This window comes from Devosia sp. (assembly GCF_017744655.1).
Classification (GTDB): Bacteria; Pseudomonadota; Alphaproteobacteria; order Rhizobiales; family Devosiaceae; genus Devosia.
In genome coordinates, this window is record NZ_JAGIAW010000008.1 from 1 (window position 1) to 12,559 (window position 12,559).

Here is a 12,559-nt window from a genome sequence, read left to right on the forward strand (position 1 = left end):
CCGCCAAAAACAAAGGAGAAACCTAGACCCTTGACCACAGCAACCGACCCAAAACAAAACTAACAGGCGGGTCACTTCTCAATGGAAAACCCGGGTCACTTCTCGGCGGAAATCAACAGACAATGGAAAAGGTGTTGCCGAAGCGAGACGTCAGAACCTCGATCACCTGTGTTTGCGATACGAAGGAGATGCCGAGGTCGCCGCGAGCAAAGCTTCCGGCCCAAAGCAGGTACTGCTCCCATAGTGGCTTGTCGAGATTGAGCTGCCCGCGCACCATCTCGATCTGTTCGCGTGTCGCATCCTTGCCGAAAACGACCTGGACCACGTCACCTGGCAGCGCTTGTGTCGCAGCGAATATGAGCACCGATACCAGTCGGCGGCCACGTCCTCAGCGCCATGGCCGGTCAGATAATTATGGACGTCGCGATCGATCCTAGCCGACCTGACGACCGATTTGAGCCGATGTCTCCAGCCGTGGTTCGGCGCAACGCCCTCGATACCGAGCGACCGCACCCAAACACCCAAACGCTGCCCAACCTTGTCCGCTTGCGTATTCGCGGGGTCGGCCTCCCGGGCGCGCTCGGGATCATAGAAGAGCGGCTTTCCGCGCCGCTTGTCGACGTAGAGGAGGAAGCCCTGTTCGAGCACATGCGGATGCAATGGGACGATGCGGAAGGTCTTCGACTTGATGGTGCCATCCTCCGGGGTCAGTCGCATGCACCAAATAGTTGTGCCATCCTGCGCTTTCTCCTCGACGACATTCGAGGAATGCAACTGTGCGATCTCGCCGATGCGAGCGCCGCTGTACGCAGCAAGCCATGCAGCCCATCGTCGGGCACCCGCGCCAGCTTCCGAGAATTTTTCGCTCGTGGGTTCGAGAGCGGCGGCGAGGATTTTCTCGGCGTCCGCGAGCCTAAAGCCCTTCTCCCGGGTCTGGGCCTTCTTTCTCACCTTCACTGCCATGTCCGAGAACGGATTGGACGCAAGGCGCGGGTATTTCTTCGAGCCGATCGCCCAATTGATGATTGCGCGCGGACCCGCCATATCGGCGTATGAAATAGTGCGGGCAGAAATGCCTTGGCCTTGTCGATGGTCGCGCCAGCGGATCACGTCGCCCTGCGTGATGCTGGCGACGTCGTCCCTGCCAAGGAACGCGGTGAGCAAGCGAAGCTTGCCCTCCCACGACTTGCGGGTCTTGGGGGCAATGTCGCCGGATGCGTACCAATCCGCGCACAGGTCCTTGTAGCCGTACGCCTCGCCATCGGCGACCATTTGTGTCGTGCTTTCCTCCACGGAGGGATACCGAGCTGCCTTGGGATCAGGGGCGTAGTCGCGGTTGGCGTTTCGCAAAAGCTGCTCGAACGCATCGCGCTTCACCATTGCGACGCGGCTGCACACCAGCAGTAGCGATCGAGCGTTGAGGCGGTCGCCGCGCTCGTTGAGATAGTCCTTCACTTCCGTCGAGTAGCGCAGCACCGCGGGATGTAGGGCAGGGATGAAGAAATGGCTGTCTGTGAACGTGCCGGGCGCCCCTGGCGCACGCTCGTTGCGTGGCAAGTACTTCTGAACGTCCTGCAGCGCCGAGATCCAGTCGGAGAGTCATCCTGTACCACCGTTCTGTACCACCAGCGGCTTTAGAAGAGCTTGATAAACAGGACTTTCAGGATTTCCGCAGGTCTGCGGTCGAACTGGCGGAGAGAGAGGGATTCGAACCCTCGAGACGGTTCCCCGCCTACACACTTTCCAGGCGTGCGCCTTCGACCACTCGGCCATCTCTCCGCATCGCCTTGGCAACCCTGGAACCAGGTTGTGCACGGCCTTGTTATGCCGTTGCGAGCGTGGCGCAATATACTGATGAACGTTTCGGGCGCAAGCGGGAGTTTCGCACTGTACCGTATGTTTTTCACGACCGCGCTGATCTCTTGTGAAACAGTCCCCGTGCGTGGCAGAAGGGGCAGGTGCAGGGGCGCAGCGGTCGGCGCCCAGAAGCACAGGACGGGGTGAATGCGGATAGCCTTGCGAATTATCGGCACCTGGCTCATTGGCCTGGCGCTGGTCTTGCTTGTCATTGATGGCACGAAATCTTTGGCGGCCAACGGGTTCGTCATGACTTCATTGGGCGATATCTGGCTTCAGATTCACGCGCAAAGCCTTGATACTGTGCGAGAATTTTTCCATAGCCGGTTCTTTGCCAATCTGCTCGACCGGGTCTTCGATGCGCTTCTTACCTATCCGGCCTTTGCCGTGATCGGGGTGCCGGGGATCGTTCTGGCGCTTTTGGGGCGAAAGCCGCGGCGCGAACGGTTTTTGCGAACCGACGATATCTGACCTAAAAATCGGGGGCGACAATCCCCATATTACGCGGCGAAAGGAGAAACAGATGTTCTTCCGCACCAAGCCGACTGCCATCCCCACCGAAGCCGAGGCTCTGCCCGGCCGCGACATGGAAATGCCTGTCGCGTCTCAACATTTTGTCAATGGCGCTGCCCTCAAGGGGCCCTATCCCGAGGGTGCCGAGACCATCTATTTTGGTCTAGGCTGCTTCTGGGGTGCCGAGCGCCTGTTCTGGAAGCTGCCCGGGGTTTTCGTGACCGCCGTGGGTTATCAGGGTGGGCACACGCCGAATGCCTCTTATGAGGAGGTCTGCTCGGGCCGCACCGGCCATACCGAGAGTGTCAAGGTGGTCTATGATCCCAAGGCTATCTCATTGGAAACGCTGCTGAAAACCTTCTGGGAAGAGCACGATCCAACCCAGGGCATGCGCCAGGGCAACGATGTGGGCACCCAGTATCGCTCGGCCATCTATACGACGACGCCTGAGCAGGCCGAGGCCGTTGCCGCGAGCAAGGCCATGTATGAAAAAGCCTTGAAGGACAAGGGCTTGGGCGCGATCACGACCGAGATCGCACCGGCCGGCCCCTTCTATTATGCCGAGACCTATCACCAGCAATATCTGGCCAAAAATCCCAATGGCTATTGCGGGCTCAACGGGACGGGCGTGAGCTGTCCCATCGGGCTCGGGGTTGCCGCCGAGTAATCACTTCTCTGTGCGGCGCGTCTCTGACGCGCCGCTTTGTTAGCAGACTGTTAACGTTGAGCCTCACCTATCCCTCCATCATGCGACGCGAAGGTTTCGAGGCCTTCGTCTCAGCGCTTCCGGCAGTGACATTGGTGCGCCAATGGCGCGACGATTCGGTCGCAAAAGTCGGCGACAAGATTTTTGCGCTGCTCGATCGCGATCCCGGCGAGGTTTGGTGCAAGGTCTCCGACATGTCTTTTGACCTTCTGACCGAACTGCCCGGCATTCGCCCCGCACCCTATTTTGCGCGGGCGGGTTGGGTGGCGATTTCCGTCGATAGTCCGCTCGGAGCGGCCGAGGTAGAGGCCTATGTGGTCGAAGCCCACCGGCTGGTCGCGACGAAGCTGAGCAGGAAGCTGCGCCTTCAATTGGGACTCGACCATTTGCCCGTTCATGCGCCAATTTAAGTTGGGGCTCGGGACGGGAGGAGAGAATGGCGAATGAAGGACTGCTTCAGGCGGTAGGACAGGTGTCGCGGCAGGTGCGCGATATCGAAGCGTCGACGGCCTGGTATCGCGATGTGCTGGGGCTGACCCATCTCTATCAATTCGGCGCCCTGAGCTTTTTCGATTGCGGCGGCTTGCGGCTCTATCTGCAGGAGAGCGCCGAGGCGGGGGCGGAATCGGTGCTTTATTTCCGAGTGCCCGACATTGATGCAGCTCATACGGCGCTGACGGCACGCGGGGTGGAGTTCATCCAGGCGCCGCATCTCATCCATCGGCATGAAGACGGGATGGAAGAGTGGATGGGTTTTTTCAAAGACCTCGAGGGTCGACCGCTGGCGGTGATGGCGCAGAAGCAGGGTCCTGCAGGGCCATGAAAAGAGATTCCCGCTTTCGTGGGAATGACACCGTGGAAATAAGAAAGCCCCGATCCAAGGTCGGGGCTTTCTTTTGTTCTTGCGCCTAAGATCAGCGCCCGAGCTTGCCGTCTACCAGCGAAGTGCCGAGCGGGGCAGGGCGGGTGACGGGGGTCGTGATCTCGACCGCCTGCCCGGTCTTTGAGGAGGTTTCAAACGCTTCCATGACTTCGAGGACGTGGAGGGCCAGATCGCCATTGCAGCGGTGCGGGCGGTTTTCGACGATGGCATGGGCCATGTCGGCAAGGCCGATGGAGCGGTAATTGCCGTCGGCATAGGGCTGGTCGGTGTCGACATTGGTCCACTCGCCGCCCTTTTTGAAGATTTCGACCTGGCCGCCAAAGTGGTTGGGGTCGGGGACGATCAGGGTCGCATCCGTGCCATAGATTTCGAGCGGCACGTGCTTGTGGCCGGCGACGTCAAAGCTCATGGAAATCTGCACCACGGCGCCATTGGCAAAGACCAGGGTGCCGGACACGTGGGTTGCCACATGCACCGGAATCACCTCGCCATTGCGTTCCTTGGCGGTGATGGTGCGTGTGTCGCGCAGCATGGTGCCGAAGCCGGAAACCTTGGCGACCGGGCCGAGCAGGTTCACGAGGTCGGTGATGTAATAGGGGCCCATATCGAGCATGGGGCCGCCGCCGGCTTCATAGTAGAAGGCCGGATTGGGGTGCCAGCGCTCATGGCCGGGGCACATGAAATAGGCGGTGCCGCCCACGGCCTGGCCGAGCTGGCCTTCATCGACAATGCGACGGGCGGTCTGGTGCGAACCGCCGAGGAAGGTGTCGGGGGCTGAGCCGACGCGCAGGTTTTTGGCGCGGGCGGCTTCGATGAGCTTCTTGCCCTCGGCAAAGACAACGCCGAGCGGCTTTTCCGAATAGACGTGCTTGCCGGCGGCAATGGCACGAAGACCCACTTCGACGTGGGCTTTTGGAATGGTGAGGTTGAGGATGATCTCGATGTCGGGATCGGCAAAGATCTCGTCCATGGTGACGGCCTTGACGCCGAACTCGGCGGCGCGGGCTGCCGCGGCCGCCGGATTAAGGTCGGCCACGGCCTTGATGTCGAGAACCGGAAAGCTCTGGGCGGCCTTGAGATAGGCCGCTGAAATATTGCCCAAACCAACGATGCCGATGCCAACCTTGCGCATATTCTCTCCTCTTGCCGCGGGAAAGCGCCGCAGCCAAATGCCTCGCTGCCTTGTATGGCAGCGTCCTCACCTCGCTTCTGACATGCCGGCTTGGGGCAAGACAACGGCTAAGAGGGTGTGCTGCAAATATTGTCGGCAGCGTATTGACATACGTACCTCAGCTCGATTTTACTGGGCGGATATGACAGGGCTGGCAATTTCACCAGCGTTGAGCGCATCCTGCAGGCCGCGAGCCTGTTGGGACTTTTGTGCTTTATCTTGATCTCCGGCGCTCAATCTGATGTTGTTTTCCCTTCACAAGCCCGTCCGGAAAGGACGGATGAGGGGATATTTCCGTGTCGCAAGACGATTTGCCGTCCGCCGGGCGCAGCAAGCGCGGCGTGAAGCCTTCCGGCAAGCCGACGCTCAAAACCATTGCCCAGATGACGGGCCTTGCCGTGACCACCATTTCCCGGGCGCTCAACAACGCGCCGGAACTGGCTCAGGAAACGCGCGACCGCGTGCAGCGCATCGCCGCCGAAATCGGCTATCTGCCGGATCGCGCCGCGCTGCGCCTCAAGACCGGGCGCACCAATGTCATCGCGCTGGTACTGGAGCCCGACGAACAGATCTACGGTTTTGGCACTTCGCTCGTGACCGGGATCACCGAATCGCTGCGCGACACGTCTTATCACCTCGTCATCACGCCGCTGTTCCGCAATGTGCTGCCGATCGAGCCGATCCGGCATATCGTGCGCAATCGCATGGCCGACGGGGTGATCTTCTCCAAGGCCGAAACCTTCGACGAGCGCATCCGCTTCCTCATCGACAATGACTTTCCCTTTGTCAGCCATGGCCGCAGCCAATGGCCGGAGGCCCATCCCTTTGTCGATTTCGACAATGAGGACTTTGCCTATCACGCCACGCTGCGCCTTGCGGCGAAGGGCTGCCGCAAGGTTTCGATCGTTCTGCCCGACAGCGCGCTGACCTATACCGAACACCTCAAGAGCGGTATCGAGCGCGGGGCGCGCGAAGCCGGGATCGCCTATGAATTTGCCGCCGACGTCAATCTCAACAGTGCCACCGACGCCATCCGCAACTATGTGATCAAGCGCTCCAAGCGCCCCGATGGGCCGGATGGCTATATCGGCGCTTCGGAAGTCTCGACCCTGGCCATTCTCGGCGGTCTTGCCGATAGCGGCCACAAGGTCGGCACGACGGCGCATGTGGTGACAAAGCAGGCCTCCTCCATGTTCATGCAGTTCCAGCCGGCGGCGGAAACCGTGGGCGAAGACTTCGTCGAAGCAGGGCGACAGCTCGGGCAAATCCTCCTGCGCCGCATATCGGGCGAGACCGAAGGACTGTCTTATCTGGCCAGGCCCAGTTTCCATTGGGCCGAACGCGCCGCGTCCTGACCAATTCGTCCCATTTTCAGAAAAGACTGGTCAGGCGCTGCGCGTCCGCGCGCAAGTGCCTGATGATACGCAAAAATAATCGCATTTCGCATTTTCGTGATCGCTTTGCGTTACGTGCACATTTTGATCTTGTCCTAATCGGGGCAAAATAAAGGCAGGGCGCACCAAGCGCCGGAGCCGCGCTGCACTGCATAAAATTGCATCAATTTTGGCGTTTTCGGCTCGCTTCGAAGTAGCGGGGCCAATGAATCAATCAGTATTGCCCGGTGCAGGACTCTGAATCGTCCGGGAGTCTATTTGCCACGATTCCCAGCTGACGCGGTTGGATTCAGAATCGTAGGGCGGGATACTCTTGCAGGGAGTCTGTATTTATTCTCAGGTTATACTAACGGATAGCAAGCTAGACTAGTAAAAAACTTCTGTTTGTAACCAATGATTAAGCCATTTCAGGAATGATCATGACAAGGCCGGATGGGAATACGGCTGCTGACATCGTCCATTGACTATCCAGACGGGTTCGCACGTCGCCTGAATACTTTAAACCGTTCATCGGTTGTTAACTAACCTAAGCCCGAGAGCACTATGACATCGCTGATATTTATTCCGACCAGGTCGCTGCCATGACCGGGAGCAGCACATTCACGCTCGTTTTGACCGGCGACGTCTCGGTCAAGTCCGCTCAGGACGTGCTTGGCCGCCTTCGGGAGGCCGTCGCCGGACATGCGGCGATCGCGATCGACACCCAGGATATTTCCCAGGCCGACGTGACCACGGTGCAGACGCTGCTGTCCGCGCGCGCCAAGGCCGAGGCGCTGGGCAAATCACTCACATTGAAGGGGCCGCCCGGCCCCAAGTTGCAGGCCGTTCTGGAAGGCGCAGGGTTCCTCAACCCCGCCCAGCCGGCAGCCCGCTTCTGGACCGAACACATTTAAGCGACGGGACGCGACGGCATGACCAAGACAATCCTCACGATCGATGACTCCGCCTCCATCCGCCAGATGGTGGCCATGACACTGACCGCCGCCGGCCTCGACGTGATCGAAGCCGTCAACGGGCAGGATGGCTATGACAAGGCCACTACCAATACGGTCCATGCCGTCATCACCGACCTCAACATGCCCGTTCTCAACGGCATCGAATTCATCCGCAAATACCGCCAGCACCCCGCCAGCAAGGGCATCCCGATCATCCTGCTGACGACCGAGTCCGACGAGGAACTCAAGCGTCAGGCCAAGGAAGCGGGCGCCACCGGCTGGATCGTCAAGCCCTTCAAGCAGGACCAGTTGCTGGCCGTCATCAAGAAGGTCACAGGGGCATGAACATTTCCGATCCGACCGAGACATTCCGCCAAGAGGCGCGCGAGCTGCTCGATCAGCTCGAAGCCGGCCTGCTCGATCTCGAGCAAGACCCTTCAAATGACGACCTGATCAATTCCACCTTCAGAGCCCTCCATACCATCAAGGGTTCCGGGGCTATGTTCGGGTTTACGGCCGTCGCCGAATTCGTCCACGAATTCGAGACGGCCTTTGACCGTGTGCGCAAGGGCCAGAGCAAGGCCAATACCGCCCTGATCGGCGTGGCGCTCGATGCCAAGGATCACATCCACCTTCTTATTGAGAACCCGGATGCGCCTGTTGATGGCGGCACCGAGATTCTCGTCCAGCTGCGCGCCATCGTCGATGGCGCCGCGGTGGGGGGACATGAGGAAGCGGCGCCGGCCGCTGCGCCCGCGCCCGTGGCTGCTGCCCCGGCTGTGGTTGTCGAGGCGCCGAAGCCGGTCGACAACGGCGCCAAGCGCTGGCGCCTGACCTTTTATCTGCCCAGCGACGCGCTGATCTACGGCACCAATCCAGAACTGCTGCTCAAGGAACTGGCCGGGATCGGACCCACCACTGTCCTGGCGCTCAGCGACCGGATTCCCGATCTCGATATCATCGATCCTGAAGTGAGCCATCTCGGCTGGCAGGTCGATATCGAAACGGCGGAAGATCCGACCGCGGCGATTGACGACGTCTTCCTGTTCCTGCGCGACAATATGGAACTGACGCTGGCCCCGCTGGGTGAGGAAGCGGTTGCTCCCGTGATCGAAGCGCCGGCGCCGGTGATCGAAGTCGCGGTTGCGCTGTCCGACGACGCGATGCCTGAAGCCCCCTTCGTGCCCGAAGCGCCGGTTGCCAAGGCGCCCGCCAAAAAGGCAAAGGCTGCCGAAAAGGCCGAGGCTGAAAAGCCGGCAGCAACCTCGCTGCGTGTGCCGGCCGAACGGCTCGACGAGCTTATGGATCGCGTCGGCGAATTGGTGATTGCTCAGGCGCGTTTGAGCCAGATCGCCAACTCGTCGTCAGATACGGCGCTCAAGACCATTGCAGAAGAGCTGGAGCGCCTGTCCTCGGGCCTGCGCGATACCACCATGGGCATCCGCATGGTGCCGATCGGGACCATTTTCTCGCGCTTCCGCCGCCTTGTACATGACCTTTCGGGGGAACTGGGCAAGCAGATCGAGTTCATCACCACCGGTGAAGAAACCGAACTGGATAAGACGGTTATCGAACGCCTCGCTGATCCCTTGGTGCACCTCATTCGCAACTCGGTCGACCATGGCCTCGAAAGCGCGGAGAAGCGCGTTGCCGCGGGCAAATCGCCCAAGGGGACGGTGCGGCTTTCGGCGGTCTATTCGGGTGCGGAAGTCGCGATTTCCGTCATCGACGACGGTGCGGGGCTCAATCACGAGCGTATTCGCGCCAAGGCCGAGGAAAACGGTCTGATCACCGCCGATGCCAAGCTGACCGAACAGGAACTCAATCACCTGATCTTCGCCCCCGGCTTTTCGACGGCGAAAGAGGTGACTGCGCTTTCGGGCCGCGGCGTTGGCATGGATGTGGTCAAGCGCACCATTGACGGGTTGCGCGGCACGATCGATGTGTCGACGACGCCGGGCAAGGGTTCGGTCTTTACCCTCCGCCTGCCGCTGACCCTCGCCATCATCGATGGCATGCTGATCCGCGTCGGCGATGGCCGCTACACCATCCCGCTCGCGGCCGTCGAAGAATGCGTCGAGCTGCCCGCCGGCCTCGAAGCTTCGGCCAAGGGCCGCAACTTCCTCGATATCCGTGGTTCGCTGGTGCCCTATCTGCGCCTGCGCGAGGTTTTTGGCCTCAAGGGGCAGGGCGACGAGCACGAAAAGGTCGTCATCGTCTCCTCAGGCGAGGGCCGTGTCGGGCTCGTCGTCGATCAGATCATCGGCAACAACCAGACGGTCATCAAGCAGCTGTCAAAGCTGCATTCGGGGATCAAGTCGTTCTCCGGCGCCACCATTCTGGGGGACGGTACGGTGGCCCTGATCCTCGATACCGCCCACCTCGTGGCCTCCGGCCAGTCCTATGTCGAACGTAACCTCGGGAGGGCCGCATGAGCGAGAACCAGGATTTTATGACCGCCCTGACCATCAGGCTCGAGGACGAGCTGTTTGCGGTCGAGGCGAGCCGGGTGCGCGAGATTCTCGATCTCGTGCCGATCACCGAAGTGCCGAGCGCGCCGTCCTTTGTGGGCGGGCTGATCAATGTGCGCGGCCGCGTGGTGCCGCTGGCGGACCTGCGCGTCATGTTCGGCATGGAACGTCCCGAGCCCGATGAGGATACCCGCATCGTGGTCATGGAAGTCGATATCGACGGCGAACCCACCATTGCCGGCATTCTGGCCGACAAGGTGCATGACGTCACCGACATCGAATCTGCCTCCATCGAGGAGGCACCCAAGGTCGGCATGCGCTGGCGCCCCGAATTCGTCAAGGGCATCGGCAAGCGCAATGGCGGCTTCATCATCATTCCCGACATGGAACGGATTTTTGAAACCCCGGGCGGCAGAAGCGCGTCCGTAGCTACACCAGAAGAGAGAGCTAACGCATGAGATTGACCATCAAGACCAAACTAGCCGCGGTATTCACCACGGTCGTGGCGCTATCGGGCGCCAGCATGTTCATGGCCCTGGGCAATCTCGGGACGCTCAACAGCGAAATGGAGCGGATCATCAATGGTCCGGTCGAGCGTTCATCCGTGCTCAAGGGCATGCAGTACGACATGATGAACATGGCCAACGATGCGCGCCGGCTCATCATCTCGCAGGATCGCGCCGAGGTGAACACCATCGTCACCGGCATGAATGAACGCCTCGCCAAGATCACCGGCGTCGCGCAGGGACTGCAGGGCGCGTTTTCCGTCGATGCCTCCAACGTCGACATGAACGCGGTTGTCGATGCACTCGGCGGCTATCGCAATGCAGTATCCCGCATGCAGACCGAGGCGGCCAAGCTGACCGACGCGGAGGCGATGGAGCTGACCGCCACACGCGGCCAAGCGGCCATGGAAGCGGTTGAAACGACCTTGGGCGACCTGCGTACGGGCCTGATGGCGCGCATGGCCGCGGGTGATTCTGCAGCCGGCCAGGCCTATCAGGCGGCCAGCGACCTTTTGATCAGCGCCACCAATACCTTCGCCCACCATCGTGACATTCTCCTCGCCTCGAGCGATCCCGAACGCCAGGATGCATGGTCGGAGAATTACACCGAGGCTCTCGCCAGCCTCTCCCCCGCGCTGGAACGCCTGTCGCGCCTGCTTGGCCCTGCGGATCAGGGTGCGCTCAATCAGATTCGGGCCGCCATCACCGAGATGACCGGCGCTATGGATGCCGGCAATGCAATTGCCGTGCAACGGTCCGACTATGTGACCGGCGAGATCAATACCACCGAAGCCGCGCCGCTCCGGCAGCAAATTTCGGGCCTTATCGACGGCATAGTTGCCCGCAACGACGTGCTCCTTAAGGACACCGTCGCCGAAGCCGACGCCATGTACGAACAGAGCAGGCTTATCCTGATCGGCCTCCTGATCGCGTCCGTGCTCATCGCTGCCATCGCTGCGACCTGGATCGTCATGTCGATCTCGCGCGCCATGTCGGCCGCAGTGCGCCTCGCCAATGACGTGGCCGAGGGCGATCTCAATGCTACGGCCTCGGTCAAGGGGGACGACGAAGTCGGCGACCTGATCAAGGCGTTGAACTCGATGACGGCAAAGCTGCGCGAAGTCGTGGCCGAAGTCACCGCCGCGACCCGCAATGTCGCTTCGGGCAGCCAGGAAATGTCGGCGACCGCCGAACAGCTCTCCCAGGGCGCGACGGAACAGGCTTCGTCCACCGAAGAGGCTTCGGCCTCGATGGAAGAAATGGCTTCCACCATCAAGCAGTCGGCCGACAATGCTTCTCAGACCGAAAAGATCGCGCGCCAGTCCGCTGCCGACGCGATTGCCTCGGGCGAAGCGGTGAACAATGCCGTGTCTGCCATGCAGACCATCGCCGAAAAGATCATGGTGGTGCAGGAAATCGCTCGCCAGACCGATCTGCTTGCGCTGAACGCTGCCGTGGAGGCCGCCCGTGCCGGCGAACATGGCCGCGGCTTTGCGGTTGTGGCTTCCGAAGTGCGCAAGCTTGCCGAACGCTCGCAGGCCGCCGCTGCTGAAATCTCGACGCTGTCGGGCACCACGGTGAAGGCTGCGCAGTCGGCCGGCGAAATGCTCGGCAAGCTGGTACCCGATATCCAGCGCACGGCGGAACTGGTGGAAGAAATCTCCGCCGGCTCCCGCGAGCAGAATGCGGGTGCGGCCCAGATCAACACCGCCATCCAGCAGCTCGACAAGGTGACCCAGCAGAACACTTCCGCCGCCGAGGAGATGTCCTCGACTGCCGAAGAACTGGCAAGCCAGGCCGAACAGCTCCAGGCCGCGATCAGCTACTTCCGCGTCGACGCTGCCTCGGCTGCTGCACTCCATGCGGCTCAGCCGGCCAAGAAAGCAGCCAAGCGCGACCTGCGCTCGGCGGTGATGGCCACCGCCCCGCACATGGCCAAGGCTCCGGTGCGGAGCAAGGCCAATTCCGGTGGTTTCGACCTCGACCTCGATGAAGGCTCCGACGACCTCGACGGCGAGTTCTCGCGCCGCGGCGCTGCCTGAGACTGACCAAAACAGGGATGCCGCGGTGGACGACGCGGCATCCCACCACGATCGCCGCGACGCGACGACCAATTAAATGCC

The 12,559-nt window shown here is 61.1% G+C and carries 13 protein-coding genes and 1 tRNA gene; 11 read left to right on the plus strand and 3 right to left on the minus strand.

Annotation, left to right across the window (positions count from 1 at the left end; translation table 11 throughout):
- Positions 1-112: 112 nt before the first annotated feature.
- On the minus strand, positions 113-364 hold the full coding sequence (locus tag J7557_RS21495; protein ID WP_367272906.1) for a hypothetical protein: 252 nt from the start codon (positions 362-364) through the stop codon (positions 113-115).
- 50 nt (positions 365-414) lie between these two features.
- Here J7557_RS21495 and J7557_RS21500 point away from each other — a divergent pair, with 50 nt between their 5' ends.
- Positions 415-1,056 carry a hypothetical protein gene (locus J7557_RS21500; RefSeq protein WP_367272907.1) on the plus strand — a complete coding sequence of 214 codons (642 nt, stop codon included), beginning with the start codon at positions 415-417 and terminating at the stop codon, positions 1,054-1,056.
- A 633-nt stretch (positions 1,057-1,689) separates the two neighbouring features.
- Here the strand turns inward: J7557_RS21500 and J7557_RS15635 are convergent.
- Positions 1,690-1,779, minus strand: a tRNA-Ser gene (locus tag J7557_RS15635).
- Positions 1,780-2,004: 225 nt separating this feature from the next.
- On the opposite strand from J7557_RS15635, the gene J7557_RS15640 reads away from it, so the two are divergent.
- From J7557_RS15640 to J7557_RS15655, 4 genes are read left to right on the plus strand one after another with little or no spacing between them, the layout of a single operon-like run.
- Positions 2,005-2,328, plus strand: a complete 324-nt coding sequence (locus tag J7557_RS15640) for a hypothetical protein (RefSeq protein WP_291420976.1) — start codon at positions 2,005-2,007, stop codon at positions 2,326-2,328.
- A gap of 52 nt (positions 2,329-2,380) precedes the next feature.
- The gene (msrA, locus tag J7557_RS15645; RefSeq protein ID WP_291420977.1) at positions 2,381-3,037 is read left to right on the plus strand and encodes a peptide-methionine (S)-S-oxide reductase MsrA; all 657 of its coding nucleotides are present in this window, start codon (positions 2,381-2,383) and stop codon (positions 3,035-3,037) included.
- 56 nt (positions 3,038-3,093) lie between these two features.
- Positions 3,094-3,486, plus strand: coding sequence for an MmcQ/YjbR family DNA-binding protein (locus J7557_RS15650; protein WP_291420978.1), 393 nt, complete (start codon positions 3,094-3,096; stop codon positions 3,484-3,486).
- Positions 3,487-3,512: 26 nt separating this feature from the next.
- Positions 3,513-3,899, plus strand: a complete 387-nt coding sequence (locus J7557_RS15655; RefSeq protein ID WP_291420979.1) for a VOC family protein — start codon at positions 3,513-3,515, stop codon at positions 3,897-3,899.
- A gap of 91 nt (positions 3,900-3,990) precedes the next feature.
- Here the strand turns inward: J7557_RS15655 and J7557_RS15660 are convergent, their stop codons facing one another.
- The gene (locus J7557_RS15660; protein WP_291420980.1) at positions 3,991-5,091 is read right to left on the minus strand and encodes a Gfo/Idh/MocA family oxidoreductase; all 1,101 of its coding nucleotides are present in this window, start codon (positions 5,089-5,091) and stop codon (positions 3,991-3,993) included.
- Positions 5,092-5,426: 335 nt separating this feature from the next.
- Between J7557_RS15660 and J7557_RS15665 the strand changes: the two genes are divergently transcribed.
- The 6 genes from J7557_RS15665 to J7557_RS15690 all read left to right on the plus strand — a co-directional run bounded on the left by J7557_RS15665 (position 5,427) and on the right by J7557_RS15690 (position 12,478).
- Positions 5,427-6,485: a LacI family transcriptional regulator gene (locus tag J7557_RS15665; RefSeq protein WP_291420981.1), complete on the plus strand. Its 1,059-nt coding sequence runs from the start codon at positions 5,427-5,429 to the stop codon at positions 6,483-6,485.
- A gap of 620 nt (positions 6,486-7,105) precedes the next feature.
- Positions 7,106-7,417, plus strand: coding sequence for an STAS domain-containing protein (locus J7557_RS15670; RefSeq protein ID WP_291420982.1), 312 nt, complete (start codon positions 7,106-7,108; stop codon positions 7,415-7,417).
- 18 nt (positions 7,418-7,435) lie between these two features.
- Positions 7,436-7,804, plus strand: coding sequence for a response regulator (locus tag J7557_RS15675; protein ID WP_291420983.1), 369 nt, complete (start codon positions 7,436-7,438; stop codon positions 7,802-7,804).
- A complete protein-coding gene (locus J7557_RS15680; RefSeq protein ID WP_291420984.1) occupies positions 7,801-9,894 on the plus strand; it encodes a chemotaxis protein CheA in 2,094 nt (697 codons plus the stop codon). Before J7557_RS15675 ends, J7557_RS15680 begins: the two co-directional genes overlap by 4 nt.
- Positions 9,891-10,388 carry a chemotaxis protein CheW gene (locus tag J7557_RS15685; protein ID WP_291420985.1) on the plus strand — a complete coding sequence of 166 codons (498 nt, stop codon included), beginning with the start codon at positions 9,891-9,893 and terminating at the stop codon, positions 10,386-10,388. The genes J7557_RS15680 and J7557_RS15685 overlap by 4 nt, the downstream gene beginning before the upstream one ends.
- Positions 10,385-12,478 carry a methyl-accepting chemotaxis protein gene (locus J7557_RS15690; protein ID WP_291420986.1) on the plus strand — a complete coding sequence of 698 codons (2,094 nt, stop codon included), beginning with the start codon at positions 10,385-10,387 and terminating at the stop codon, positions 12,476-12,478. Before J7557_RS15685 ends, J7557_RS15690 begins: the two co-directional genes overlap by 4 nt.
- The last annotated feature ends 81 nt before the right edge of the window (positions 12,479-12,559 follow it).